Annotated in this window: 21 protein-coding genes and 1 tRNA gene; 13 read left to right on the forward strand and 9 right to left on the reverse strand. The window is 66.2% G+C overall.

Features of this window, described 5'->3' with window-relative positions:
- The 3 genes from GGC30_RS16275 to GGC30_RS08620 form a co-directional block, all read left to right on the forward strand.
- Positions 1–418, forward strand: a 418-nt coding sequence (locus GGC30_RS16275) for a hypothetical protein (protein WP_194943562.1), incomplete at its 5' end; no start/stop codon positions are given.
- Between the two features lie 2 nt (positions 419–420).
- Positions 421–2,823, forward strand: coding sequence for an EAL domain-containing protein (locus GGC30_RS08615; RefSeq protein ID WP_153923490.1), 2,403 nt, complete (start codon positions 421–423; stop codon positions 2,821–2,823).
- Positions 2,824–2,900: 77 nt separating this feature from the next.
- Positions 2,901–2,972: transfer RNA gene (locus tag GGC30_RS08620), tRNA-Arg, on the forward strand.
- A gap of 228 nt (positions 2,973–3,200) precedes the next feature.
- On the opposite strand, the gene GGC30_RS16775 is transcribed toward GGC30_RS08620, so the two are convergent.
- From GGC30_RS16775 to GGC30_RS08645, 5 genes are all read right to left on the reverse strand, one after another.
- A complete protein-coding gene (locus GGC30_RS16775; protein ID WP_307508410.1) occupies positions 3,201–3,677 on the reverse strand; it encodes a LuxR C-terminal-related transcriptional regulator in 477 nt (158 codons plus the stop codon).
- A 370-nt stretch (positions 3,678–4,047) separates the two neighbouring features.
- Complete coding sequence (locus GGC30_RS08630) at positions 4,048–5,022, reverse strand: hypothetical protein (RefSeq protein WP_153923491.1); 975 nt, start codon at positions 5,020–5,022, stop codon at positions 4,048–4,050.
- Positions 4,985–7,477: a fimbria/pilus outer membrane usher protein gene (locus tag GGC30_RS08635; RefSeq protein WP_194943564.1), complete on the reverse strand. Its 2,493-nt coding sequence runs from the start codon at positions 7,475–7,477 to the stop codon at positions 4,985–4,987. Before GGC30_RS08635 ends, GGC30_RS08630 begins: the two co-directional genes overlap by 38 nt.
- A 105-nt stretch (positions 7,478–7,582) precedes the next feature.
- On the reverse strand, positions 7,583–8,332 hold the full coding sequence (locus tag GGC30_RS08640; protein ID WP_153923493.1) for a fimbria/pilus periplasmic chaperone: 750 nt from the start codon (positions 8,330–8,332) through the stop codon (positions 7,583–7,585).
- A gap of 78 nt (positions 8,333–8,410) precedes the next feature.
- Positions 8,411–9,001: a hypothetical protein gene (locus tag GGC30_RS08645; RefSeq protein WP_055807932.1), complete on the reverse strand. Its 591-nt coding sequence runs from the start codon at positions 8,999–9,001 to the stop codon at positions 8,411–8,413.
- A gap of 339 nt (positions 9,002–9,340) precedes the next feature.
- Here GGC30_RS08645 and GGC30_RS08650 point away from each other — a divergent pair, with 339 nt between their 5' ends.
- From GGC30_RS08650 to GGC30_RS08660, 3 genes are all read left to right on the forward strand, one after another.
- Positions 9,341–10,048: a response regulator transcription factor gene (locus GGC30_RS08650; RefSeq protein ID WP_066625181.1), complete on the forward strand. Its 708-nt coding sequence runs from the start codon at positions 9,341–9,343 to the stop codon at positions 10,046–10,048.
- A 211-nt stretch (positions 10,049–10,259) separates the two neighbouring features.
- Positions 10,260–10,685: a TadE/TadG family type IV pilus assembly protein gene (locus GGC30_RS08655; protein WP_153923494.1), complete on the forward strand. Its 426-nt coding sequence runs from the start codon at positions 10,260–10,262 to the stop codon at positions 10,683–10,685.
- Entirely contained in the window at positions 10,685–12,361 is a 1,677-nt protein-coding gene (locus GGC30_RS08660) for a TadG family pilus assembly protein (RefSeq protein ID WP_153923495.1), read from the forward strand. The genes GGC30_RS08655 and GGC30_RS08660 overlap by 1 nt, the downstream gene beginning before the upstream one ends.
- A gap of 3 nt (positions 12,362–12,364) precedes the next feature.
- Here GGC30_RS08660 and GGC30_RS08665 read toward each other — a convergent pair whose 3' ends face one another.
- Complete coding sequence (locus GGC30_RS08665; protein WP_194943565.1) at positions 12,365–13,720, reverse strand: M23 family metallopeptidase; 1,356 nt, start codon at positions 13,718–13,720, stop codon at positions 12,365–12,367.
- Positions 13,721–14,037: 317 nt separating this feature from the next.
- Here GGC30_RS08665 and GGC30_RS08670 point away from each other — a divergent pair, with 317 nt between their 5' ends.
- The 3 genes from GGC30_RS08670 to GGC30_RS08680 all read left to right on the forward strand — a co-directional run bounded on the left by GGC30_RS08670 (position 14,038) and on the right by GGC30_RS08680 (position 17,909).
- Entirely contained in the window at positions 14,038–17,250 is a 3,213-nt protein-coding gene (locus tag GGC30_RS08670; protein WP_153923496.1) for a YdbH domain-containing protein, read from the forward strand.
- Positions 17,251–17,327: 77 nt separating this feature from the next.
- A complete protein-coding gene (locus tag GGC30_RS08675) occupies positions 17,328–17,516 on the forward strand; it encodes a YnbE family lipoprotein (protein ID WP_055754620.1) in 189 nt (62 codons plus the stop codon).
- A gap of 33 nt (positions 17,517–17,549) precedes the next feature.
- Positions 17,550–17,909, forward strand: a complete 360-nt coding sequence (locus tag GGC30_RS08680; RefSeq protein WP_055754619.1) for a DUF1318 domain-containing protein — start codon at positions 17,550–17,552, stop codon at positions 17,907–17,909.
- Between the two features lie 69 nt (positions 17,910–17,978).
- Here the strand turns inward: GGC30_RS08680 and GGC30_RS08685 are convergent, their stop codons facing one another.
- Positions 17,979–19,109, reverse strand: a complete 1,131-nt coding sequence (locus tag GGC30_RS08685; protein ID WP_153923497.1) for a DNA cytosine methyltransferase — start codon at positions 19,107–19,109, stop codon at positions 17,979–17,981.
- A gap of 79 nt (positions 19,110–19,188) precedes the next feature.
- Between GGC30_RS08685 and GGC30_RS08690 the strand changes: the two genes are divergently transcribed.
- Complete coding sequence (locus tag GGC30_RS08690; protein WP_153923498.1) at positions 19,189–19,650, forward strand: COG3650 family protein; 462 nt, start codon at positions 19,189–19,191, stop codon at positions 19,648–19,650.
- A gap of 4 nt (positions 19,651–19,654) precedes the next feature.
- Here GGC30_RS08690 and GGC30_RS08695 read toward each other — a convergent pair whose 3' ends face one another.
- Positions 19,655–20,419: a LytTR family DNA-binding domain-containing protein gene (locus tag GGC30_RS08695; protein WP_153923499.1), complete on the reverse strand. Its 765-nt coding sequence runs from the start codon at positions 20,417–20,419 to the stop codon at positions 19,655–19,657.
- Between the two features lie 91 nt (positions 20,420–20,510).
- On the reverse strand, positions 20,511–21,269 hold the full coding sequence (locus tag GGC30_RS08700; protein ID WP_153923500.1) for a TetR/AcrR family transcriptional regulator: 759 nt from the start codon (positions 21,267–21,269) through the stop codon (positions 20,511–20,513).
- 177 nt (positions 21,270–21,446) lie between these two features.
- Here GGC30_RS08700 and GGC30_RS08705 point away from each other — a divergent pair, with 177 nt between their 5' ends.
- From GGC30_RS08705 to sucC, 3 genes are all read left to right on the forward strand, one after another.
- Entirely contained in the window at positions 21,447–23,687 is a 2,241-nt protein-coding gene (locus GGC30_RS08705; protein ID WP_153923501.1) for a TonB-dependent receptor, read from the forward strand.
- 141 nt (positions 23,688–23,828) lie between these two features.
- A complete protein-coding gene (locus GGC30_RS08710; RefSeq protein ID WP_153923502.1) occupies positions 23,829–25,355 on the forward strand; it encodes an MFS transporter in 1,527 nt (508 codons plus the stop codon).
- An 85-nt stretch (positions 25,356–25,440) separates the two neighbouring features.
- Positions 25,441–26,631 carry an ADP-forming succinate--CoA ligase subunit beta gene (gene sucC / locus GGC30_RS08715; RefSeq protein WP_153923503.1) on the forward strand — a complete coding sequence of 397 codons (1,191 nt, stop codon included), beginning with the start codon at positions 25,441–25,443 and terminating at the stop codon, positions 26,629–26,631.
- The last annotated feature ends 51 nt before the right edge of the window (positions 26,632–26,682 follow it).

Genomic DNA, 26,682 nt, shown 5'->3' on the forward strand with positions numbered 1-26,682 from the left:
GGGCAATCCGGGCAATGGTAACCCCGGCTCGGGTAACCCCGGCAACGGCAACCCTGGCAACGGCAACCCCGGCTCGGGCAATCCGGGCAATGGTAACCCGGGGTCGGGCGACCCGGGCAACGGTAACCCCGGCAACGGCAACCCCGGCTCGGGCAACCCTGGCAACGGCAATCCGGGCAATGGTAACCCCGGCTCGGGTAACCCCGGCAACGGCAACCCTGGCAACGGCAATCCCGGCTCGGGCAACCCCGGCGCCGGCAACCCCGGCTCGGGCAATCCGGGCAACGGTAACCCTGGCAACGGCAACCCCGGCAACGGCAATCCGGGCTCGGGCAACCCGGGCAACGGCAACCCCGGCAACGGTAATCCGGGTGGGGATGATCCCGGCAAGGGCGGTCCTCGGCCTCCGAAGCGGTGACCATGCGCACCGCTGCTGATGGACTCGGTCGACGTCGACTTCCTGTCGTCGTTTGGTCCGTGCTGATCCTGGCGTTCGCTGGCGTTGGCATGCTCGCGAACGCCTTCCGGCCCCTAGACGACGTCATCGCCTCTGCGCGGTTCTCGGTTCTGGAGCGACCTGCCAGCCAGAGCCTGACGATCGTCGAGATCGATTCCCGAAGCCTGGTCGCCGCAGAAGCCTGGCCATGGGACCGGCGACGATATGCCCAAGCGATCGACAATCTGATTGCGGCCGGCGCGACCCTGGTCGCCGTCGATGTCGATTTCAGCGCGCCGTCCAACCCCGCGTCCGATCAGGCGCTGGCGGCGGCGGTATCGCGCCATCCTGGTCAGGTGGCGTTGGCGACCTTTGAGCAGATGGAGTCGTATGGCGCCGGCGAGAGACGCAGATCGGGCAACCGCCCGATCGGGCCGCTTCTGAACGAGTCGTTGCTCGCGTCGGTCAATGTGCCGGTGGATGGGGACGGACGGGTGCGCCATTACGATTACGGCGCCTCAGAAGACGCGCCGCCATCGGTCGCGGCCCTGCTGGCCGATGCCTCGGTGCGTCAGGGCGCTTTCACCGTCGATTTCGGGATCGAGCAGAAATCGATCCCCCACCTCAGTTTCGAGAACGTCTATAGCGGCCGCTTCGACCCCTCGCTCGTGCGCGGCAAGAAGGTCCTGATGGGGGCGACGGCCCTGGAACTCGGCGACGAGTTCGCCACGCCCGTCGGGCTGTTGCCCGGCGTCATCATCCACGCCCTCGCCTACGAAAGTATCGCTGGCGGACGGGCCTTGATCAGCCTCAGCCCGCTGGCTCTTCTGATCCTCTGCGCCGGACTCGTCGCGGCGCTGCAGCCCGTCAGAAGCGGGGGCGCTGCTCTGTGGCGGTTAGTCGTGCGCCATGTCGCCGTCACGGCCTTGATCGTGATCGCGCCGGTCGTGCTTCAGGCCTTGTTGCCGGTTAGCATCGACATCGCCGCGCTTCTTTTCACGCAGACACTGATGGCGATCTGGGCGACCCGCGTGGAGTTGACGAGGCAAGCCAAGGCGATCGTGCAGGCGCGAGAGGCCGGCCTGCTTCATCTGGCGATGCATCAGCCGGAAACAGGGCTTCCCAATCGCCGAGCCCTGCTGGCGGGCATCGACGACCTGATCGCCACAGCCGAAACCAACGTCGCCGTGTTTGCGATCGGCGTGGATCGCCATGCGGAAATGCGCGGGGTCGTCGGTTATGACGTCGCCAACACCTTGATGGTTCAGCTTGCGGACCGCTTGGCCGATTTGGCCGACGTGGACCTGGTGGCGCAAATCGCGTCCTCGGTGCTCGCCTTCTCGCGGGCCGATCTGTCCGTCGATCAGCAACACGCCCTGGCCAGATCGCTTCGCGCCGTGGAAACGACCTTTACAGTCGACGGCCAGCCGCTGGATTTGTTCGTCCGCATCGGCAGCGCCTCGCAGGATAGGCAGTCGGCGAGCGGCGACGCCCTGATCGAACGTGCGACGACGGCGCTTAACCAGGCCGATCTCTCGGACGACCGTACGGTGCTTTATGACGAGGCGACCTTTGTCGATCCTGACAACAACCTCGCCCTGATGTCGGAACTTCGCGACGCCCTGCGCACGAGCGATGTCAGTCTGCACTATCAGCCCAAGCGCAAGACCTCGGATGGCTCAACGGCTTCTGTCGAGGCGCTCTGCCGCTGGCATCATCCCGTTCGCGGTCGGATCGGGCCGGACCTGTTCATTCCGATCGCCGAACAGACGGGACAGATCAGGGCGCTGACCGAATGGAGCATCGTCAAAGCGATCGAAGATCAGGCCGCGTTGAGGGCCCAAGGCGTTCATCTGGCGATCGCTCTGAATGTTTCGGGACGTCTTCTTGTGGATGAGGCCTTCCGGGCGCGTGCGCTCCAGTTGATCGAGGGCTGCGACGCCGATCTCATCTTCGAAATCACTGAGACTGCCGTCATCGAAAACCCGAAGATCGCGGCCCAGGCGATCGCGGCCTATCGGGCGGCGGGGGTGCGGATTTCGATCGACGACTACGGCGCCGGCCTATCTTCGCTCAGCTATCTGAAAATGCTGAACGCCGACGAGTTGAAGATTGACCGATCTCTGATCCTTGATGTCGTCAACAGCGCGCGTGATCGCCTGATCATCAAATCCACCGTCGATCTGGCCCACGGTTTGGGCATGACCGTCGTCGCCGAAGGCGTCGAGACCAAGGAAGTGTTTGATGTCTTGTCGGCTCTGGGATGTGACACCATCCAGGGCTACTGGGTCTCGCGACCACTGCCTTTTGAAGGTCTGGTGAGTTTTTTGACACCATCCGAAAGCACAAAAGTTCTGTCCGACACCCATCTAGGCACCGCTGCATAGAGCTTGAGGGGATCATAACATGAGGCTTGGGGCCAGCACGCGATTGGCGCTCGTTACAGGATTGATGGTTCTAACGTGCAGAAAATCGGGCATATTTTCCCAGACTACGAATCTGAGGGTCGGGCGTTCGAATCGCTCCGGGTGCGCCACTTCTTCCAATGACTTGATGATCAGCGCGCGTGCTCATGGACGCGTGATTACAGTCGTTCTGCACCATTCTTTGAAGTCGGCGCTCGGCTGGGATGGTCTAATCGGCATCCAGCACGTCACCGGTTCGCGAACCGCGCCGCCGAAGTTATGTGGCCTGGTCCATCGTTTGTCTTGATGGAAGACATGGAAGCGCGGCGGACGGTTTTGATGGCTTTGCGAAACCAGCGTCAGTTTATGAGTTGAAAACTCAGTCTCAGGGCGCCGGTAATGCCTTTGACGCCCATGCGCATGCAGATGGCGCGCAGGTGGGCGCGCACGGTGTGGATCGACATATCCATCTTTCGGCCGATGTCCTTCGGGGCCTCGCCTTGGGTCAGATGGGAAAGGACCAGGAGTTCAGCCCGGGTCAGACCGAATATGGCGCGTAGCGGCTCCATAACCTCCACGCCCATGCAGTGGGCCGGGCGCGCCGTGGCGAAGATGCGGTCGATCGCATCGGGCGCCGTCGCCAGATCCAGCAGGCACCAGGCGTCATCGCCGGCGCGAAACAGAAGGCGGCCGTGAGATTGTCGTCCTTCCAGCAGGCGGTTGGCCAAGGCGTCGAACTCGCCACGATTGCGATGGGAGGGGCAGATAAAGGCCCCGCCAGCGCCCAGCACGCCCGCTGCAATCATGGCTCTGGCATTGGCGTTGGCGTGGATCACGCAGCCTTGAGGATCCAGAACGAACCGGGCGAGAATGTCGTGTTCGAACCAGGCGGTGCAGTCCGCACGGGGCAGGGGTGTCGGATTTCCGGTCGATCTGATTGGCGTCCGGCGCTGCCCAAACTCTCCTTGCAGGATTGCTGAACCAGCATGGCCGTCTGTTCGCGACGACGCCGCTATCTTTTGCTCATACATTTGCGCCACCCATTTCCGCAGGCTGTCCAAACCCGGATAGGGCTGTCAGCCTCAAGCTTACGATCTGTGTGTGCCGGCTCCTCCAAACAGCCGGCTCATCGCGTTAACTTTGTTACCAGTTTGACGGCCGGGTCGTAATCGCCGCTATGGGCTAACCATGATGGGGTATTTCTCGTCAGCGGGGCGATATGTCGATAGCGAGCACATCCTGATAGCGACCGGCCATCTGATCCTTGATTTTGCCCAAGGTGAACAGCATCGGCAGCGACATGCCGGCGAGGGTGCGGGGCGGATCGACCTCCTTGGTCCACGGCGCCTGTAGATCGACCGATGTCCCGTCCAGCTCGACGGCGTAGGCGACGGTGGACGGTGTCTCCGCGTCGCCCTGACGCTGCATCAGGCCGCGATGTTCGGACGTGATCGCGATGACCGACGGTGCGTTGGCGCGGACCTGGATGAAGATGCGCCGCGTCAGGCCGGTAGAGGCGTCACCGAAATCGACCACCTCCACACTGGAACCCGAACCAAAGGCGCCGGCGGCTCCAGCCAGGTTCAGTTGTGCTCGGGGCGTGGAGACCAACTGCATACGGACCGGGATTGGGGCAAGCAAAGCCGTTCCATCAGCGTCCTTGACCAGCAGCTTCAGGTCGGTGGCGTAGGTTCCGGCGTCGGGCACGGCGTCCACGACGATGGCGGCGTCCAGCTGCGCATGACCTGTCGCCTTGCCTGCGAGAGTGTAGCGGAAGACGCCAGGCTCGACGTCAGATGTCTGAAGCCTCGACGCCTCTCGCGGGCGGAACTGCACCCCCACCCCCCCAAGCGCCAGGCCGGACACAATCGCCCCGCCGTCGTCCACGACGGACAACCGCAGCTCGCAGACCTCGTCTGCCTGGTTCTTCAGGCCCAGATCGATGGCGCCGCTCGACGGTCCCGCAGCGAAGGGATTGTAGTTGACGACGACAGTGCTGGGGCTCTGGGTCAGGGCAAGGTCGCAGGCTCTCGCCTTGGAGGCGGTCACGGCCAGAATAGCCGCCAGGACCAGCGAGACGATGACGGTCAGCGTTTCAGACCAGGTTGGAACCCGGATCTTTTGGTCACCTTGCGCCTTGCGCCTACGGCGACGACGGAGACGTGCGGATTTCGCCGACATCGACTGTTCCTTCCACTTTCTCGGGAATGACGAATTCTCCTACCACTGCGCCCTGGATCACTAGGCGATAGCGACCCGGAGCCAGGCCATCGGCGACGAAACGCCCGGAGCGGTTGGTGAAGAATGGCTTGCCCTCGGCATCAGCCGGAGCGCCTGCCGCTTGGATGACGCCGCCGGCCAGAGCGACCGGCCCATTAGCGGACATCAGGACGCCTCGCGCGGTGCGCGACGCGTCGCTACCCACCACGAAGCGGTATCCGTTGCCGTAGCCCGGGAAGATGTTGATGACGCCACTGCCCAGGTCATAGCCCTGCGGCAACGGATCGGCCTCGATCTCGTAGCGATTGACGCCATAGCCGCGATCCAACCCGACCAGAGCCGGACCCAGCCATCCGCTGTGCGCGACCGTATTGCCGCTGGAATCCGTCAGCTTGATGCGCGAACGGGAGAGGGTAGGGTGGGGCGTTGCGATGACGAAGCCCTCGCGCGCCGAACGTCCGACGCCAAAGGCGCCGCCGGCGTAACCGATCATCGTCGACAGTCGCCACAACGACTCCTGGCGCGTGACCCCGCCGGGCTCGGACGAAACCAGCCGGTTCGATACGAGTTCGGCGTCGAACCGATTATTGATGTAGCGCAGGTCCGCCGTGATCGCGCGGTTGGTTCGATCTTGCGACAGCCGCAAGTCGCCGCTCAAGTCGTTGAGGCGGCCCGAAGATGCGCGTGACACCCCAACCTCACGCAGGTCGTTGTCGGTGTCGTAGCGCGCGGTGGTGCTCCAGCGCCCGCCGAAGCGCGACGTCAGCGTCAGTCCGAAGCGGTCCTCGTCGCGGCCATCTTCGGTGGACCCGCGCTGCCAGGCCAGATTGACCGCGAAACGACGGAAAGTGCGGCCCAGGCCCAGGCTGAAATCGGTGCGATCCTTTTGTTCGCGACCCTTTACGAAGGCGACGCCGCCGCTGATCGAATAGTCACGAAAACGCACAAGCAGCCGCGCGGCGGCGCGCCATTTCTCGTTGTTGAACGCGGACGGATCGAAGGCGCTCTGAAAATAGCGGCTGGTCGCCTGGGCCGACGCCACAAGGCGCGCATCAGCGGTCTTGCCCAAAGTCCTTTCGAGGAGATAGTCGACAGAGGCGACGTAGCCGTTTCTTCCGGTGTCGCCGTTGTGGCTGGCGGCGCTGCTCAGCTGGATCAGACCCAGTTTGGAACCCCACGTCGCTATGGCCCCGGCTTGCCCCTTTCGGTCGGCGATCTGAGCGTTGACGCCGACGGTCAGAACATCGGACAGGCCCTTGCGAACAAAGCCGCTCGAGGCCAGCGTCGAGCCGTACTGAAGATCTCCGCCTTCTTCCAGCAGTCCGGCCGACACGCCAAAATCCAACACGCCGCGATCCAGCAGCCCGGCGCCGCCGAACAGGTCGAACACAGCGATCTCGCGCCGACCGCTGTCGTCTTCGACGAGCAGGCGCACCGTGTTGGCGCCTTGCGCGAAGGGAAAGTCGCCAATGGAGTAGGGGCCGGCGTCCAGACGGATCCGTTCCGCCACCACGCCGTTGACCTCGACGACGACCAAGGCCGGACGGTCTAGGATGAACTGGCGGCGCCCTGCGGGACGCACGTTCTGGAATGGTCGAATGGTTGAATACGCGCGTGCGGCCGATAGCCCCAAAAACCTTTGCGAGCCCTGAAAACTGTCGATAGGGGGCGCGAACTCGCCGGCGGTCAAACGTACAGCGGATTTGAAGATGTCCTTGGTCAGACGGATTTCGCGGCGCTGCCAGCGGCCTTGCGTGTTGTTCCCGTCGTAATCGACGCCGGTGGTCAGTGTGACGCCGTCAAACCCGCCGAGGTTGGCGAAAAAGTCGACGCCGCCCTGCAGCGGCGAAAAACGAGTGTCGGTGTGGGAGTAGAGTTGGGCCAGGGTGATATTCGCGCCGGCCGAAAAGTCCGCCGGTTGATCGAAGGCGGCAGGGTCGATCACCGGGGTCTGGGAGAAGCCGACATCGCGCCGTGCTCGGCTTTCCGGCGTGGATGTCGCAACGAAGGTCAGAGACAGGGGATCGAAGGTCAGAGAGAAGGTGTCGCTGACAAGGTCCGCCATATTGACCTTAGTCTGTGTCGCGATCCGGCCTGACAGAGTGGTGAAGAGTTCGGACCCGATCTGAGGCCGCAATAGGTCCAGCAGGGCTGTCGCATCCACCAGTCCCTGGCCCTGGGCGTCGACCGAGCCGCTGATGTCGCCAAGATATTTGCCGTCGAGCGTTAGCGGCCCCTGGATCGGCGTAAAGACCGAGGACGGCCTGACCGAAGGAGACTGGTCCTGAATGGGCGGCGAAGCTTCGGTGACTGGGCGTTCGCTTTCGTCTCGATCGATGGCTACGACGGCGGAATAGTCCGGCGGCGCCGTGCGCATGACCTCATCGGTCAGCACGACGGGAGCGGCATGCGCCACGGTAGCCAACCCGCCCCCCATGCAGGCGACGGCCCCGATGCGGCGAAAAGCGGTTCGCGCTCCGGACCGCCCGCCCTTGAGGGACTCGCGGGCCATCGCCGGCCCTCACAGCAGCACGATGGAAGCGGTGAGGTCGCCGGATGCCGATGCGGCGAGGGCCGCCGGTATCTTCACCTGCCGCGTGGCGCCGCCGGCGATCACGCTGACCTGTCCGACATCCACTTCGGCGGCCGGCACCTCATGCGACTGTCCGTCCGCCGTCTTCAGGATAATCCTGGACTCACGGATATAGGCGAAGCCGGTCCCTGAATTATGGGCGGTCAGGATGACGTCGCCGTTCGGCTCGCGCGACACGGCAGTGACCTGCACTTCGGCGCGCGCTCTGGGCGGGGCCACGAACACATAGGTATTGATCGTGAAGGCGACCTGAATGTCGGTGCCGACGCCGCCGTCGCTCGGCGTTGTCTGCATATTGATCGGCAATTGAGCTGCGCGGACCAGATACATACGGCCCTCTTCGGTAGCGTCGCCCGTGTAGCGGACTTGGATCACCTGCTCGCGATTGGCCGGGATGACGGACTGGACAGGAAACACCGTGATGTCTTTGTCGTCTTCGACCAGAGACCGGGCGCCGTTATCGTCGACCTGCATGCGATAGGTCTCGATTTCGACCGTCGCTGGTGTGGCGCTGTCGTTCCTGACGGTCATCCGATAGCTGGACCCATTGCCGGATGGCGTAATCTTCGAGATCATGGGCGACACGTCCATGGCCTCGGCCGGTGCAGTCGCGCCTGCCATCAGGACTGTCGTTAAAGCCGTTGCGGCCATCAGTGTCGCGAATACACGACGTGTCATCGTTGCCCCCGTTGTGTTGTCAGACTTCTCACGAAGAAGCAGGGGCCGTCCGAGGGCGGCCCCTGCATTTCGCGACGATCAAGCGGGATCGAGCGAGAAGGTGAAGGTTTCCGTATAGGTTCCGGCCGGAGCCGAGGCGGCGCCTGGACCCGAGGGGGAGGCAGCGCAACCCGAAGAGCCGGGGTTGCTCGGATCGCCCTGCGTTCCGCCCACACCGCTGCCGCCGGGGACGTTGTAGCAGAGGTTCAGGAACAGATCGCCGAAGACGCCGTCAGCCAGTTTTTGGCTGTAGCCGCCAGAGTTGGTGACTTGGGCAGGTTCGCCGGGATAGGTGTCGTTGGCCGCAAAGCCCAGGCTCGGGATTTCCGGCACGGACAGATCCCAATCGTAGTTGATCAGCTTGCCTGCCGCCGACTTAAAGTCGCCGTTGGCGGCGCTTGACGTCAGTTTGGCGCCGCTGGCGGCGTTGCACGACATCCGCAATGTGGTGACCTTCTGACGTACGCCGTTGGCGACCGCGACGTTTCCGCCTGCAACATTGGCCAAGCCGATGCCGCAGAAGTTGGTCACGGTGGTCGAGACGGTCACATTGGTCTGTGCGCTCGACACAGCCGGCATCGCCAGCAAGGCCGCAGCGGCAGTCGCCGCTGCAATAATATAGGTACGCATAATATCCTCCAGCTTTTCAATATTTTCCCGCCCAATGAGACTGGGTGGGCTCCACAATGTCGTGGTGTCATCATCTATTCACCGCTGGAGGCGGCGTCGCATCGTCAAAGACACTATCGATGATTGCTTAGTCGATCTGCGCATCATTATTGGTGGTGCAAGGACACACCTTGAAGCTGCGCCAGCGTGTTGGTGTGAAAGTTCGACGCCACTTGGCGAGCGGTATTGAGCTGGATCGGCTTCGACGGCCGTCACTCCCCTAACTCGGGTATGTCAATTGGCCCGGTCTGTGGATAGGACGGTGTGGTGAACTGCGCCTGAGAACGCTCGACGCTTGGAATGGCTGTTTACGTGTCGAGCATCGAGGCCCAGCCACGAGGGAGGGTTGAGATGATTGTGGGCGTGACGGGCTTTCTTGCTGTCGGGAGTGAAATCGGCGACTGCGATCCACGACAGGCGAACCTGAACTTCGACGATGACGCCGATCTCATACCGCCTTGGTCTCGCGCCATCGCGGCTTGGGTCAACATCGATCCCCGCGCCAGGATGTTGTTATCGCGATCGGGACGAATCGGTTGGGCCAACGAAGCCGCCTATCGAATGTTGAAGGACGCCGGCGTGTTCCGGCTAATTGACGACCATCTTGTCTCCGACAGTGCTCAGACGGCTGCGGCGCTGGCGCGCCTTCTAAGAGACGCTGTGCCCGGCCAAGCGATCTATGCGGTCACATCGACGGATGCGGATCGACAATGGCTTTTGCGCTGTCAACAACTGATACCGGGCGATGACGACAGCATAGGGTTTGCCGCACACCGAATGGCGGACCGTGTTTCGTACGAAGCAATGCTTCAGATTCACCACCTGACACCCTGCGAAAAACACATCGTGACGATGATGTTGGCGGGTATGGAGACGGGGCGTATTGCTCAAAAGCAGGACATCTCCATCGAAACACTGCGCACTCACATCAAACATGCCTATCGCAAGTTGGACGTCAGCAGTCGTGGCGAGTTGTTCGCCAAGGCTGTGGACTTCGCGGGTCTTTAGGCCGGCGCAAGATTGGGGCGGAGACGTAGGTTCCGTTTGGCGGGCCATTGCGTGAACATGCCGTTCGGTCCGCGACGCAGCGGCTGATCGAGATGCACCTTCAGGGGCGCTCCGATTTTCGTGGCAATCTCCCGGCCCGCTATTGGCGCCGGCCACACGAACGCTTAACCGTGCCTGATATACAACCCATGATGGTAATCGTGAGGTTGGCATGCGGACGTTCGGACCCATTCCTGCTGCAAGGCGACGCGGGCGCGAGGGCGTGGCGGCGGTGGAGTTTGCGCTGGTGGGGCCGATTCTGGTCCTGCTGCTGATCGGCATCGTCGTCTATGGCGGCTGGTTTTTGATGGCCCAGTCGGTTCAGGCCCTGGCGTCGGAGGGAGCCAGGGCGGCGATCGGGGGGCTGGATCCAGTCGAGCGCGACGGTCTGGCGCGGCGTGAAGTCAGCGAGGCGGTGCGGGGCGTGGCGCTGAACCCCAAGCACACGACCATCGAGGTGATGGAGGACGCCGGCCGCCTGCGGGTCGTCGTCGTCTATGACGCAAGCGACAGTCTGATCATGGCGCTGGGCGGAATGCTGCCGCGTCCGCCGTCTGTCATTCGGCGGTCGGCGGTCATCCATGTGGGCGACTATTGATGAACGTCCGGGCGCCTTGTCTGCCGCTACGGTTCGGCGCCGATCGGCGCGGGGCTGTGGCGGTGATCGCGGCGGTCGCGGTCGGTCTGTTGTGTCTATTCACGGCGGCGGTGATCGACCTGGGCGTTCTGGTTCTGCACACGCGCCGGGTTCAGGGGGCGGCGGATCTCGCAGCGCTGTCGGCGGTGCGAAACCTGGCGCAGGGCGAAGTTGCGGTCTTGCGCGCGGCCCAGGCGACGGTCGAGGCCAATGTGGCGCCCGACGTCTCGGTTACGGTGGCGACGGCCCTGGGCGTCTATACGCCCGACCCGGCCAAGGCGCGCAATGACCGGTTCATGACGGGTGGGATGAAGCCGAACGCCGCGCGGGTCGAGGTCACCAGCCGCGCGCCGATGTTCTTCACGCCGCTGTTGCTGGGCCGCGATCAGGTGCGGGTCACCCGCCGGGCCACGGCGACGACGGGCGGCGGGACGCCCAAGGCCATGATCTCGATCGGATCGCGTCTGGCGCGGCTGGACGGCGGTGTGGCCAATCAGGTGCTCGGCGGCCTGACCGGGTCCAAGATGTCGCTCAGCGTCATGGACTATCGTCGTCTGATCGATCTGGACGTCAATTTGCTGGGGTTCACCGACGCCTTGGCGACCGATCTGGGCGTCCAGGTCGGCGACTATGACCGGCTTCTGGCGACCCAGGTCGACGCCGGCCGTGCGCTGAGGGTGCTGGAGCGGCTGGCGGGCGGCCAGGACGGCGGGGCGCTGGGCAAGCTGGCCTCGGCCTCGGTCGGAACGAAGGTCAGGCTGAGCGACCTGATCGGGCTGGAGGCGCAATCGCCCGACGGGATCCGCGAGGGGCTGGACGCGTCGGTCTCGGCCATGGATCTGGTCATGGCCATGCTGGAGGTCGGGGGCGGGGACCGACAGATAGCGCTGAACCTGGGCGTGCCGGTCGGGCTCGCCGATCTGAAGACCAGCCTGGCGATCGGCGAACGGCCCAATCGCTCGCCCTGGCTGACGGTGACGGCCAACGGCCAGCCGATCATCCGCACGGCTCAGGCGCGGCTCTACGTGCGGGCCAAGACGGCGCAATCCCTGTCGGGTCTGGCGCGGGTCGAACTGCCGATCCTGATCGAAATGGCGGCGTCCGAGGCGCGGCTGAAGTCGCTGTCCTGCGATCCGGCGCACGCGGTCGAGGTCGATGTGCGGCCGGGCTTGGCGCGCGCATCGATCGGTGTGGTGGACGAGGCGAAGCTGGGCGACTTCAAGACCCCGCTGACGCCCCAGCGCGCGACCCTGCTGTCGGTCCTGGGCCTCGTCAGCATCACCGGCAAGGCCGATGTCGAGGCGGCGGACATCGGTTTCAGGCCGCTAAGGTTCGACGCGAGCGACATCGACAATCAGCGCACCAAGACCATGGCCTCGCGCAGCTTCGCCAGCGGGGCGGTCGCCAGCCTGCTGGCGCGGCTGGACGTGGATGTGAACGTGATCGGGCTGGGCTTGGGGCTCGGCGACCTGACCAAGGCCCTGGGGCGGCTGCTGGACCCGCTGGGGCCCGTGCTGGACGGCGCGCTCAATCCCGTGCTGGACCTGTTGGGCCTGAAGCTGGGCGAGGCCGATGTGACGGTCCACGGCCTGTCCTGCCCGACACCGGGGCGCGCGACCCCGCGTCTGGTCGGCTGAACCTTAGCCGCGGGCGGGACGCAGGCCTTCGGCCGAGGCCTGCTGCATGGCCGGACGCTTTTGACCGCCCGAGGCGATGATGCGGTCGATGCGGGCCTTTTCGGCGCGGAAGGCGGTCAGGTCGGCGTCGGCCAGTTCGGTGCCTTCCTGGGTGCGCACGCCGGCGGGATTGATCCGCTGGCCGCCGCGCCACAGCTCATAGTGAAGGTGCGGACCGGTCGAGGCGCCGGTCGAGCCGACATAGGCGACGATTTGACCCTGGCTGACCCGCTGGCCGGCGCGGATGCCCGAGCCGTAGCGCGACAGGTGGCCGTAGCCGCTTTCCAGACCGTTGTTGTGGCGGATACGCAGCCAGTTGCCATAGCCGCCCCAGCGGCGCGCCTCGACCACGACGCCATCGGCGGGGGCCACGACCGGCGTGCCGGTTCCGGCGGCGAAGTCGATGCCCTGGTGCATCTTCTTGTAGCCCGAGATCGGGTGGGTGCGGAAACCAAAGCCCGAGGACACGCGGCGGAAGTTCTGCAGCGGCGTGCGCATCATGGCCGAACGCAGGTTCTTGCCGTTCGAATCGAAGAACTGGGCCTCCTTCGCGCCGGCGGGCTTGAAGCGATAGAAGGTCACGCCGCGCAGTTCGGCGTACATCAGGTCGCCGACGTCCACCGTGCGGCCGGCCTCGGTCACTTCACGGTCGAAGACCATGGTGAACTCGTCGGTGGCGCGAATGTCGCGCTGCATGTCGAACTTGGTGGCGAACAGGCGGCTGGCGGAACGGACGATGGAGGCGGTGGCGCCCAGTTCACGCGCGCTGGCGGACAGGCTGCGCTCGACATCGCCCTTCAGGACGACCGTCTCGTGGGTGACTTTTTCTTCCAGCGAGCGCAGGCGAAGCGCGCCGTCGAAGCTGCGCGACACGGTCAGTTGCGACGCCGGGCCGGTGCGCATGGTCAGGCCGATCAGGCGGGCGTCGCCCCGGCCATTGCGCGGTTTGGCGATGGCGGTTTCGAACTTCAGTCCGGCGCGCAGATCCGCCAGGTCGAAGGCGTTGGCGACGGTGGCGGCGACGGCGCTGGCTTCTTCCGGCGCGACACCGGTGCGACGCACGGCCTGCTCGAAGGTTTCGCCGCGGCGGATCTGGACGTTGACGGCCTCGGGCGCGGTCAGGCCGGCGGGCGCGTTGGCGGCGGCGAAGGCCTTGGCTTCCATGGCCGCCATCTGGGCCGAGGTCAGGGCGGGAACTTCTTCGGCCTGAGCGGGTTGATAGGCTCGACCAGCGAGCATCGCCACCGAGATTGCAGCTGCCGCCGTAAGCATGTGCGGCGCGAGCCGCATCGGCTGGCGGCGTGGGTCGAACTGAGCCATCGGTCCCCGTCGTATTGCGACGCCTTAGGCGCCAAAGCTTTACTCGTTCTCGAAGATCGCGCCGTATCGCCCGTGGCGCGAAGGCGGTCCTATACCTCGCTTGTCTCATTTTGGAAAGCAGACCGTTACAAACGGTTAACGTGCGTCAGACAAAGCTCGACGGTGCGGGGATCCCGACCGGTCGATTCGCCGTTATCTGGCCCAGCTTGACCGGCAGGAAGCGGCGCCGAACACCGACCGTCACGCTTTGATCTTGTGCTGGGGATAAGGATGACCAAGGTGGACGGCCCGCTGTTTCAATCACGCGATCAATCCGTTTGACCGACACACCGTCCAAGCCAAAGCCAAAGCCAAAGCCGCAGGCCAAGACCCGTCGCATCCTGCGCGCCGTCGCAGTCGGCGTTCTGATTCTGGCGCTGCTGATCGGCGTGGTGGCGGCCCTGATCTATCTCAATCGCCGCGCGGTGGCGCGCAACGTCCTCGTCGGCTGGCTGGACCAGCGCGGCATCCAGGCCGATGTCGAGGTCGAGCGGATCGAGATCGACGGCTTCGTCGGCCGCATCCGCATCGGCGATCCCAAAAATCCCGATGTCGTCGTCGAGCGGGCCGAGGTCGATTACGCCGTCGCCCTGCCGTGGTCGCGGTCGGGCCTGGGCGTGACCCCCAGCCGCATCCGCCTGGTCCGGCCGGTGGTGCGGGCCAGCTGGAAGGGCGGAAAACTGTCGCTGGGCTCGTTGGACCCGCTGGTCAAGGAGTTCACCGGCGGGCCGCCGCGCCCGGATTCGCGCAGCCCCCTGGTCATCGTCGAGGGCGGTCGCGGACGGCTGTCCACCGAATACGGAACCCTCGATATTCTGGCCGACGCCCGGATCGACGATGGCAAGCTGATGCGCTTGGCGGCGCGCCTACCGAAAGCCGCGCTGAAGAGCGGCGAAGCGGAGGCCCAGGGCCTGTCCGGCATGCTGGACCTGACCACGACCGGCGACCGGATGGCGATCAAGCTGTCGGCCGCCGCCGAGACCTTCGCGACACCGGCGGCCCGAGGGCAGGGGGCTGCGCTGACGCTGACCGGCGATCTGCCCTATCCGGATCTGAAGACGCGGCGCGGCGACGGCCGGGCGGTTCTGGACGCCCGCCTGACCGGCGAGCGCCTGGGAACCCCGACGCTCAGCGCCCGCAGCGCCGATGTCGCCGCCCGGTTCGACGGCGTCGTCTCCGGCTGGATCGAAACCTTCCGGCTGGACGGCGAAGTCACGACCGCGCTGAAGGCGGCGGCCGTCGAGGGCGCGGACCTGCGCATCGCCGATGTCGCCGCGACGGCGACGCGGGGCAAGCTGACGATGTCGCGCGACGACGCCGTGCGCTGGCGCATGCAGGGGCCGCTGTCCCTGACCGCCGGTTCGGGACGGACGGGTCAGACGACGATCGGCGGATTGTCGTTGACGTCGCGCGACCTGGCCTTGGGCGGAAAGGACGCGGCCTTCGAAGCGACCGGGCCCTTGAGCGCGACCTTCGACCGTTTCGGTTTCGGCGACCTGACGCTGAAGCGCGGCCGCGCCGACCTGGATCTGGACGTGGTCAGCGACGGCGGGGTTCAGATCGCGGCGAACGGATCGCTTCGCGCCGCGGACGGGGCCTGGCCCCTGTTCGGCGCGGTCGGCCGCGACGACATCGCCGAGCTGGCCGAGATGAAGCGCGCGCTGGGACGCTTCGCCCTGAACGCGCCCGCCATCCGCTTCGCCACGGGCGCGGCCGGCACGACCGTCGCCCTGTCGCGTCCCGTGACCCTGACGCCCGCCAACGGCGGCGTCCTGACGGTGGCTCAAGGTCAGGGCGGCGCCTATCAGGCCGAGCCGGGGCGGCTGGGCGGCGGGGCGCTGACCGTGACCGCAACGCGCGGCAAGGGCCTGCCGGAAATGTCCGTCGCGATCCCGAACTGGCGCCTGACCGAGGGCGGGTTCGAAGCCATGCTGGACGGTCGCGCCCGACTGGATTTCGACCTGGCGCGCGGCATCGACGCCCGGACGCGCGGCGTCCTGGCTATGAACGCCGGCCGGCTGACCTATGCGACATCGGACTGCGTCGACCTGACCGTCGAGCGGCTGGAGCTGGACGAGAACGACGTCCATCAGGTCGCCGGCAAGCTGTGTCCCCACGGCGGTCCGCTGTTGACGTCGAAGGACGGCGTCTGGCGCGTCGTGGGCGGTTTCGCCCAAGTCTCGGCCCAGGCGCCATTCCTCGGCATGCGGTTCGCCGACGCCTCGGGCCGTGTCACTGTCGATGGGACCAAGGCGGGCATCGGCTTGACCGCCAATGTGGCCGCCGCCCGCGTCATCGACGCCCTGACGCCGGAACGGTTCGAACCGCTTTCGGCCACAGGATCTGCGACGCTAGCCAACGAACGCTGGAGCGGCGCCTTCGATCTGAAGGGCACGGGCGCGGCGGCCGCCTATGATCTCGGCCGCCTGACCCTGGCGCACGATGGCCGCACCGGATCGGGCGGCATCGTCATCACTGCCCCGAACGTGACCTTCGCCGAGCATGGGCTTCAGCCGGCGATGCTCAGCCCCTTGGCCGCCGACTTCCTGCAGTCGCCGGTCGAGGGCGCCGTCAGCTTCGACGGGCGTTTCGACTGGACCAAGGACGCCGAACCGACCTCCAGCGGCCATCTGGTCACGCCGGGCCTGGATTTCGTCAGTCCGGTCGGGGCCGTGAAGGGCCTGCGCGGCGACATCGTCTTCAGCAGCCTGACGCCCCTGATCACCGCCCCGAACCAGAAGCTGACGGCCGACAGCCTGGCCGTCGGCACGGCGGTCACGGCGCTGGATGTGACCTTCTCGATCAACGAGGCCGGGGTGCTGATCGACGGCGCCCAGGTCGTCGCCGGCGGCGGGACGGTCTCGGTCGAGCCCCTCACCGTCCCGCTGGACGCCACCCAGCCCTACAGCGGCGTGATCGTGCTGGACCGGGTGCAGCTGGGCGATATCGTTGCCGACACCGGCTTTGACGACAAGGTTCAGCTGGACGCGGTCGTCTCCGGCCGCCTGCCCTTCATCATGGACCCCAAGCGCGGGCTCAAGATCACCGCCGGCAAGCTGGAGGCCGTGCAGCCGGGCCGCCTGTCGATCAAGCGGGATGTCCTGACCGATGTCGCCGCCAGCGGCGGCGGCGGCGAGGTGTCGGAAAACGTCGTCGAGGACCTGGCCTATCAGGCGATGGAAAATCTGTCCTTCGATCAGCTCAGCGCCGATGTGAACAGCCTGGACGGCGGCCGTCTGGCGGTCCTGTTCCACATTCGCGGCCGCCACGATCCTCCCAAACGCCAGGAGCTTCGCCTGACGATCGGCGAACTGATCAGCCGCCAGTTCCTGAACCGCAAACTGCCGTTGCCGTCGAACACCCAGATCGATCTGACGCTAGACACGACCCTGAACGCCAACCAGCTGATCTCGGATCTGCTGGCCGTCAATCGCGCGCGCCAGGGTCAGCAGGATGCGACGCCCGCGCCCGTCCCGGCGCCTGCCGATTGAACTTCACCATTCAGCGCGCGTTCATTGGACGGCGTGCTATTAGAGACATCACCCTCGGCCGAACCGGAGCCCACGTCATGATCCACAAGCGCCAATTGGCCGGCCTCGGTTTCGGAGCCGTCGTCGTCGCCCTCGCGGCCTGCGCCCCGACCATCCGTCTTGAGGTCGCGCCGATCCAGATCTACGCCAAGCTGGACGCCGACGTGCGCGTTCGGCTGGACCAGGAGCTGCAGCAGCTGTTGCAGCAGAACCCCAACCTCTTCTGATTTCCCGCTTCTCTCTGAAAGGGACAGGCTGACATGACCTTCCGCAAACTCTTCGTCATCGGCGCCGCCGTTGCGGCTCTGGGCGTCGCGGGCGCCGCCATCGCCCAGACCAGCGCCCAGAAGGCGCAGATCGACCAGGCAAAGGCCGCCGGCACCGTGGGTGAGCAGGCCGACGGTTATCTGGGCTTCCGCACCCCGACCTCGGACGCCAGCCTGCGCGCCGCGGTCGACGCAACCAACTCCGGCCGCCGCGCCGCCTACGCCCGCAGCGCCGCCGACGCCGGCACCTCGGCCGATGTCGCCGGCGCGCGGATGTTCGAGGCCCAGCTGCTGCCCCGCATCTCCTCGGGCCAATGGTACCGCAACGCCCAGGGCCAGTGGGTCCAGCGCTAACGACCGCATGTTTCCCACCCCTCGGGCGATATCCCGGGGGGTGTTTTTATCTGGCGATCAGTGACGGCGTCAGGCGGCGGCGCGTCGATCCATCAGCGCCGGCAGCAGCAGCCCTTCGGCCAGCGCCCTGACCACCGGCACGGCGACCGCGTCGCCCATCAGCTTCAGCGCCGCGCTTTCGCTCGACGGCAGGCGATAGTCGTCCGACACGCCCATCAGCCGCGCGGCCTCGCGCCCGGTCAGCCGCCGCACTCGCGCCAAGCCTCGATCGCACACCACCACATATTGACGCGACGAGCCGCCGGCCGGCGTCCTCAGGCATCCGGCCAGGCCATCGAACCGGATTTCCAGACGCTGCACCTTGTGGCCGTTCTCGGTCCGCACCCGGCGATAGGCGGCGCCGACGCAACGCTGACCCGACGCCAAGGCCGACACGATCCGGGCGCGGTGCAGCGGCGCGGCCAGGGCCAGGATGGCGTCCGCATCATCCAGCCAAGTGACGGCGTCGTCCGGCTCCAGAATGGCCGCCAGATCCAGATTGCGCTGCGACGGCGCAGGCAGCGACCACCAAGCCCAGGCCGCCTTCACCACCTCGGGCAGGCGCGCGTGGGCGGCGATGAGACGGGGTGAATGGAAGGGCTGGGTCGGACCGGCCGCGCGCGGCGCCTCGCCCTGAATGGCCACCACGAAAAGGCGCGGCCGCGACTGGGGGAGCCAGTGGGCGGCGTCCATCTCCAGCGCGCCGACCGTATAGCCCGCCTCGACCATCGCCGTGCAGACGGCCGCGAAATCCCGCCCCACTTCGGTCCCGGGCCCGGAAGTCAGCAGGCCGATGACGTTCTCCAGCACGATCACGCGCGGGCTGCGCCCCTCGGCCGTCAGCCCCTGCATCAACCGCCAAAAGCCCCAGAAGGCGCCCGACCGCCCGGCCTCCAGCCCGCCGCGCGCGCCCGCCAGACTGACGTCCTGACAGGGCGACGAGGCCCAGGCCATGTCCGGCCGTCCCGGCAGATCGTCGACGGTCAGGCTCCAGACATCGCCCTGACGAAACGGGGTATGTGGATGATTGGCTTTAAAGGCGCGCGCCTTGGCCCCGTCCATGTCGTTGGCGAAGACGGTGTCGATGCCGGCGGCGGACACTCCCAACCCCGCCAGGCCGCCCCCGGCGAAGAACTCGAATGCGGTGGGGCGAATCGACATGGGACCAGCATAACCCAGCCGCGCCCCTTGACCGAGGGCGGCGGGGACCTCACCTGCGCCCGAACCAAAAGGAGCCGTCATGCGCCTCATTCCGCTCGCCGCCGCCCCGTTCGCCATCGCCCTCGCCGGTCTTTCGCTCAGCGCCTGTTACGACCGCGAGGAGTCCAAGCCCAAGCCGGCGCCCCAGCCCCAGGCCGCCGTCACCCTGGGCGGGGTCGATCTGGGCCAGCCGGTGCGGGCGCTGGGGACTGAACCCTTCTGGGGCGTGGAGATCACGCCGGACGCCCTGATCTACACCCGCGTTGATCAGCCGACCCAGCGCGCGCCGAACCATGGCGCGACGGTGCAAGGCACGGTCGCGACCTTCGCCAGCTCGACCAATCTGAACAAGGCGCTGAACGTCGTGCTGATCGCCACCGAATGTTCGGATGGCATGAGCGACCGCACCTATCCGCTGACGGCCAAGGTCGAGATCGGCGACGACGAGCTGACCGGCTGCGCGGCGCCCGCGTCGATGCTGACCACCCAGCCCGCGCCCTAAAGCGTCACCACCATTCGGCGTCGCGCAGCATCCGGGCGTAGCGGCGGCTGACCGGCGCCGACAGGCCGCCGTCCAGCGTCAGGGTCGCGCGGCCGTCGCCGCGTTCGACGGCGCGCACCGCCTCGCGCGCCACCCACCAGCTGCGGTGCGTCTGGGCGCCCTCCAGCCCCTCCAGTTCCTCCACCGCGTCCGACAGCCGCATCAGGATCAGGTCCGACCCCCGGTCGGTGTGGATGCGCAGATAGTGGTCCTCGGCCTGCACCGCCCGGATCGTCGCGCCTTTCAGCTTCATGGGCAGACGGTCCAGAAACCGAACCGGGCGGGCCGCTGTCTCAGGCGGCGCCGCGTGGGTCTGGACCGGTACGGCCCGCCCCAGAAAGACGTTCAACGTCGTCACCGCCGCCGTGATGACCACGACGGGCACGACCAGTTCCGGCAGCACCGCCAGCGGATAGAGCCTCTGGGCGAAGAACAATCCCGTCGCCGCCCAGACCAGCACGCACAGCGGCCCGGTTATCACGACCACCATGATCGCGATGGTCAGCCACGGCCGCTCGTCCGAATCCAGAAACCGGCTGACCAGCACCCCGCATAGATGGCCCCACAGCCCGCCCAGCACCATAACCAGCACCCAATAGGACAGCCGTACGGGCAACGACGCGCCCGCGCTGCCGAAGGCGCCGGTCACCGCCAGAAAGACGCCTGCCAGAACGGCGACGATGAGACCGCGCAAGAAGGTGCGGCGGCGGTCGGCGGCAGGGGAGGTCATCTGGGCTTTCGCAGTCGGAAGATCGCGTCTTGAAACCACGATTTTCGGCCGGGCGAAAGCCGGGCGCGCGACGGCGCCCCGGCGTGACCGATCAGCCCTGGCGCGGGGTCATTCCCGCCACGGCGCGGAAACCGGCCGCCGCGAACCGGACCATATAGTCGCCGGCCGTCTCTAGATCGCCGGATCGCGCCCGCCCGTTCGACAGCCGGTCCAGACGTCCCGTCTCGCCCAGCGTCAGGGTCAGGGCGCCCGACAGATTGTGATAGCCCCAGTACAGGTCGACCTCGCTTGCGTCGGGCAGCACCTTGGCGATCAGCTCGATCAGCCGGTGGATGGCCGGGTCGAAATAGCGCGCCATCGTCTCGCCGCCGAAACTGGGGTTGGCGTTGGTCTGGGCCACCAGGGCGGAATAGTGTTTCCAGCCCGGTCCGCCCTTCAGCGACCATTCGAACGGCGGCCGTAGGAAGGCCTCCAACAGCCCCTCCAGCGTCATGTCGTCGCCCGCCGTCTCGGCATAGCGGTCGATGGCGGCGACGCGGTCGTCGTTCCAGACCTCGGCCCGGCGCAGGAAGACGGCGTCGAACAGCTCGCGCTTGGCGCCGAAATAGTAGTGGACCAGGGCCGTATCCACGCCCGCCTCGCGCGCCACCTCGCGGATGGTGACGCCGTAGAAGCCGTGTTTGGAAAACAGGTCCTCGGCCGCATCCAGGATCAGATCGCGCGTCTCGCCCGCCGCCTTGGCCTCGGTCTTGGGCGGCCGACCACGCCGCGCAGGCGCAGCGCCCGCCGCCTTGCGACGCGCGGCGGCGACAGGGCGGGGAAGGGGGGCGGCGGCGTCCGGCTTGCTCATCCTGCAAGGCTAGGCGCACGACCGCGACGGTGCAACGGCGCCACGGTCGGCGATCCAAGTGACGCTGCGTCAGTCCAGTGTTTGACAGACGGCCGAAACCGGGTAGGGTCCGTGAAAATCATTGAACGCTGAATAAAAGCGTCCATCGGGCTGGAAACGATAAAGGGGTCTAGGATCATGAACCGTCATGTGAAGTGCGCGCTGCTGGCCGGCGCGGCGTGGGGCGTGCTTGCGGGGGCTTCGGTCGCCCAGGACGCGGAGGCGACCGCTCAGGCCGCGAACGCCCAGGATGCGGCCACCGTCGACGACATCGTCGTCACCGCCCGCCGCCGCGCAGAAAGCCTGCAGGACGTGCCGGTCGCCGTGACCGCCGTCAGCGGCGAACAGCTTGAGGCGCGCGGCGCCCTGGACATCACCGAACTGGCGCGCTCGACGCCCAGCCTGACGCTGAACGCCGCGCGGGGCTCGAACTCGACCCTGATTTCCTTCATTCGTGGCGTGGGCCAGCAGGATCCCCTGTGGGGCTTTGATCCCGGCGTCGGCCTGTATATCGACGACGTCTATGTGGCCCGTCCGCAGGCCGCCGTTCTGGACATCTTCGACGTGGAGCGGGTCGAGGTGCTGCGCGGTCCGCAAGGCACGCTTTACGGCCGCAACACTATCGGCGGCGCCATCAAATACGTCACCAGCCGCATCAATGCCGACGAGCCCGAGGGACGCCTGCGCGCCGCCTACGGCAGCTATAACCAGCGCGACGTGATCGCCAGCGCCCAGCTGCCGTTCAGCGACGAGTTCAAGGTCTCCGCCGCCCTGGCCCGCTATCTGCGCGACGGCTATGGCAAGAACCTGAACACCGGCAACGAACACTACAACAAGGACGTGACCGCCTTCCGCGCTAGTGCGGAATGGAGCCCGACCGACAGCCTGTTCTTCCGTCTGGCCGGCGATCTGGTGAACGACGACTCCAACGCGCGCCACGGCCACCGCGAGTTCGCCCCGTCGCCCGCCGATGTCTATGACACCAACGCCGGCGCCGGCGACAAGAACCGCGTCCAGACTCGCGGCGTGTCGCTGACCGGCGAGTGGGAGATGAGCGACATGTTCACCTTCAAGTCGATCACCGCCTATCGTGAAGGCCTGACGCGCGGCAACATCGACTTCGACAACCTGCCCCAGCCCATCCTCGACATCCCCGCCGCCTATGACGACGACCAGTTCAGCCAGGAATTCCAGGTTCTGGTCAGCGCGGGCCGCCTGAACGGCGTCGCCGGCGTCTTCTACATGGACGCCAACGCCTCGGGCGCGTTCGACACCGTCGTGGGTCTGGCCAATCTGACGACCCTGACCTCGGGTTCTGTGGCGACCAAGAGCTACGCCGCCTTCGCCGACTTCTCCTATGACTTCACAGACGCCCTGTCGCTGTCGGTCGGCGGACGCTTCACCAAGGACGAGAAGGAAGGCACCGTCTTCCGTCAGCAGTATCTGGGCATCCGCAGCCCCTATTTCGGCAACAACGCCGCCGTACCGCTGGGCGCGCCGCGCACCAACTACACCCGCACGCGCGAGTTCGAGAAGTTCACGCCGCGCGTCTCGGTCAACTACAAGTTCGGCCCCGATCTGACGGCCTACGCTTCGTGGGGCGAGGGCTTCAAGTCGGGCGGCTTCGACATGCGCGGCGATGCGGTCCTGTATCCCGCCACCGTCAACGGCTATGCGCCCGAGACCGTCGAGACCTACGAGATCGGGCTGAAGGGTTCGCTGCTGGATCGTCGCCTGACCTTCGCCACCGCGATCTTCGATTCCAGCTACGAGAACCAGCAGATCACGACCCAGTATCCGGCCGGCGCCACCGTCGCCTCGGTGGTGGACAATGTCGGCTCGTCCTCGATCCGCGGTTGGGAGTTCGAAGGCCGCGTGCGCGCCACCGACGCCCTGACGTTCAACGCCTCGCTGAGCTACATCGACGCGAAGTTCGACCAGTTCCTGGCCTATATCCCGACGGCCTCGGGCAATACGTCCTGCCCGACCCTGCCGGGCTGCGTCGTCGACGTATCCTCGCAGCGCGACTTCCAGAACACGCCGGAATGGACCGGATCGATCTCGGCCAACTACAACTGGGTCATGGAGAACGGTTCGTCGATCGCCTTCATCCCGTCGGTCGCCTACCGCGGCGCCTATCAGCAGTTCGAAACGCCCGCGCCGCTGCTCGATCAGGACGCCTACTGGATGTATGACGCCAGCATCGTCTGGACCTCGTCCGACGACCGCCTGACCTTCGGCGTCCACGGCAAGAACCTGGGCGACGAACGCTATCGCGTCGGCGGCTATACCTTCCCCGGCGCCCTGACCGGCAACTCGATCATCGGCTTCTACGGCCCGCCGCGCACCGTCACGGCGACCCTGGGTCTGAAGTTCTGATCCACATCCATAACGCCTGACGACGAGGGGCGGCGGTCTCCGGGCCGCCGCCCTTTTCGCTTTGTCGGGCCTATTTTGCACAGGCTCGACTTGCGGATAGGCTCGCCGCAACGAACAACAAGACGCCGAGGGGAAACGCCGATGACGACGGAGACGCTGACGGTCCAGGAGGCGCGGCCCGAGCGGCCTGAGCGGCCCGGCTACCGCTACTATGTGCTGGCGGTTCTGATCCTGATCTACATGCTGAACTTCCTGGATCGCCAGATCATCGGCATCCTGGCCGCGCCGCTGAAAGAAGAGTTCGGCATGTCCGACAGCCAGTTCGGCCTGTTGGGCGGCATCGCCTTCGCCTCGGTCTATTCGACATTGGCCATTCCTCTGGCCTGGCTGGCGGACCGATTCAGCCGGGTCTGGATCATGACTGGCGCCTTGGCCGTCTGGTCGGGCTTCACCGCCCTATGCGGCATGGCCGGGTCGTTCGGCCAGCTGTTCCTGTGCCGGATGGGCGTGGGCATCGGCGAGGCGGGCGGCGTGGCTCCGGCCTATTCGCTGATCGCCGACTATTTCCCGCCGCATCAGCGCGCGCGGGCCATGGCGGCCTTCGCCTTCGGCATTCCGCTGGGCATGGCGGCGGGGACCCTGGTCGGCGGTCTGCTGGCGGCGACCTACGGCTGGCGCACCGCCTTCATCGTGGTCGGCCTGCTGGGCGTGCTGGTCGCACCCCTGCTGCGTCTCACGGTGCGTGATCCCAGGCGGGGCGGCACAGACGCCATCAAGACCGAAGCGCAGGTCGCGGCCCTGGCGGCCGCGCCGGTCGGCACCGATCGGGCCGGCAAGATCGCCGCGCAGATCATGCTGGGGCTTGGCGCCGGTTTGCTGATCCTCGGCGCCTTGAGCTGGCTGATGGGCATGTCGCTGGGCAATCCGCTGGTGCTGGCGTTCGGCGGCCTGCTGGCGGTGGTGATCGGCGTTTCGCTGATGATCGCGCGGCGCACCGCTTCGGTGGTTATCAAGAAGTCCAGCTTCTGGCTGCTGGGCCTTGGCGCCGCCTCGTCGTCGGTGTGCGGCTATGGCGTGGCCGGCTGGCTGCCGCTGTTCTTCATGCGCAGCTTCGACCTGACCCTGAAACAGACCAGCATTTATTATTCCGGCATTGCCCTGATCGGCGGCATCCTGGGCATCTGGCTGGGCGGCATGATCGCCGACAAGCTGTCCAAGAAGGGCAAGGGCGCCTATCCGCTGACGCCCGCCGTCGCCTTCCTGATCTCGGCGCCGTGCTTCATCCTGGCTATGAACTCGCCCTGGCTGATCGGCCTGGTTCTGCCCGGCGGCGGCAGCCATGTCCAGCAGCTGACCCTGGCCTTCCTGATCTTCCTGTTGCCGACCGGATTGAACCTGGCCTGGCTGGGCCCGATCACGGCGGCGGTTCAGCATTTGGTGCCGGCGGCCATGCGTTCCACCGCCTCGGCCCTGTTCCTGCTGCTGAACAATCTGCTCGGGATCGCGGTCGGCTTCTACTATTTCGGCTGGATGAGCGACCTGCTGGCGCCGCGCTTCGGCGAGGAAAGCCTGCGCTGGGCCATCTACACCGGCATGGGCTTCTATGTGCTGGCCGCGATCCTGCTTATCGGGGCGTCGCGCACCCTCAAGAAGGACTGGGTCGACTAAAGGGGGCCTGTGGACGGTTGCACCTGCGAAGGGGTGGGGCCTATAAGCCCCGCAACTCTCCCAGCAGCGGTTGCGACGGTCCCCCATGAACATTCACGAATATCAGGCCAAGCAGGTCCTCAAAGGCTTCGGCGCACCCATCGCCGAAGGCGTCGCGGTGACGTCGGTCGATCAGGTCGAGGCGGCCGCCAAGTCGCTGCCCGGTCCGCTCTATGTCGTGAAGTCGCAGATCCACGCCGGCGGCCGCGGCAAGGGCAAGTTCAAGGAACTGCCGGCCGACGCCAAGGGCGGCGTTCGCCTGGCCTTCTCGGTCGAGGAAGCCGTCGCCCACGCCAAGGAAATGCTGGGCAACACTCTGGTCACCGCCCAAACGGGCGACGCCGGCAAACAGGTCAACCGCCTCTACATCGAGGACGGCGCCGACATCGAGCGTGAACTGTACTGCTCGCTGCTGGTCGATCGCGCCTATGGCCGCATCGCCTTCGTCGTCTCGACCGAAGGCGGCATGGACATCGAAACCGTCGCGCACGACACGCCCGAGAAGATTCAGAACATCGTCATCGACCCGAGCGCGGGCGTGACCGACGCCGACGTCGCCGCCATCACCGCCGCCTACGGCCTGACGGGCGCCGCGGCCGAAGACGCCAAGTCGCTGTTCCCCGCCCTGTACAAGGCCTTCGTCGAGAAGGACATGGACATGCTGGAGGTGAACCCCCTGATCGTGATGAAGGACGGCCATCTGCGCGTTCTGGACGCCAAGGTCAGCTTCGACGGCAACGCCCTGTTCCGCCACGACGACATCAAGGAACTGCGCGACGAAACCGAAGAAGACGCCAAGGAAATCGAAGCGTCCAAGTGGGATCTCGCCTACGTCTCGCTGGACGGCAACATCGGCTGCATGGTCAACGGCGCCGGTCTGGCCATGGCGACGATGGACATCATCAAGCTGTACGGCAAGGAGCCGGCCAACTTCTGCGACGTCGGCGGCGGCGCCGGCAAGGAGAAGGTCGCGGCGGCCTTCAAGATCATCACCGCCGACCCGAACGTCCAGGGCATCCTGGTCAACATCTTCGGCGGCATCATGAAGTGCGACGTCATCGCCGAGGGCGTGGTCGCGGCCGTGAAGGAAGTGGGCCTGAAGGTGCCGCTGGTGGCGCGTCTGGAAGGCACCAACGCCGAGCTGGGCAAGAAAATCCTGAACGAGTCGGGCCTGACCATCCAGGCCGCCGACGACCTCGACGACGCCGCCCAGAAGATCGTCGCGGCGGTCGGCTAAGGCTTCGGCCTTACTCGCCACCGCCCCGCTGACACATCGAATTCAGAGCAC

It is taken from the genome of Brevundimonas sp. SPF441, from assembly GCF_009661015.1.
GTDB lineage: Bacteria > Pseudomonadota > Alphaproteobacteria > Caulobacterales > Caulobacteraceae > Brevundimonas > Brevundimonas vesicularis.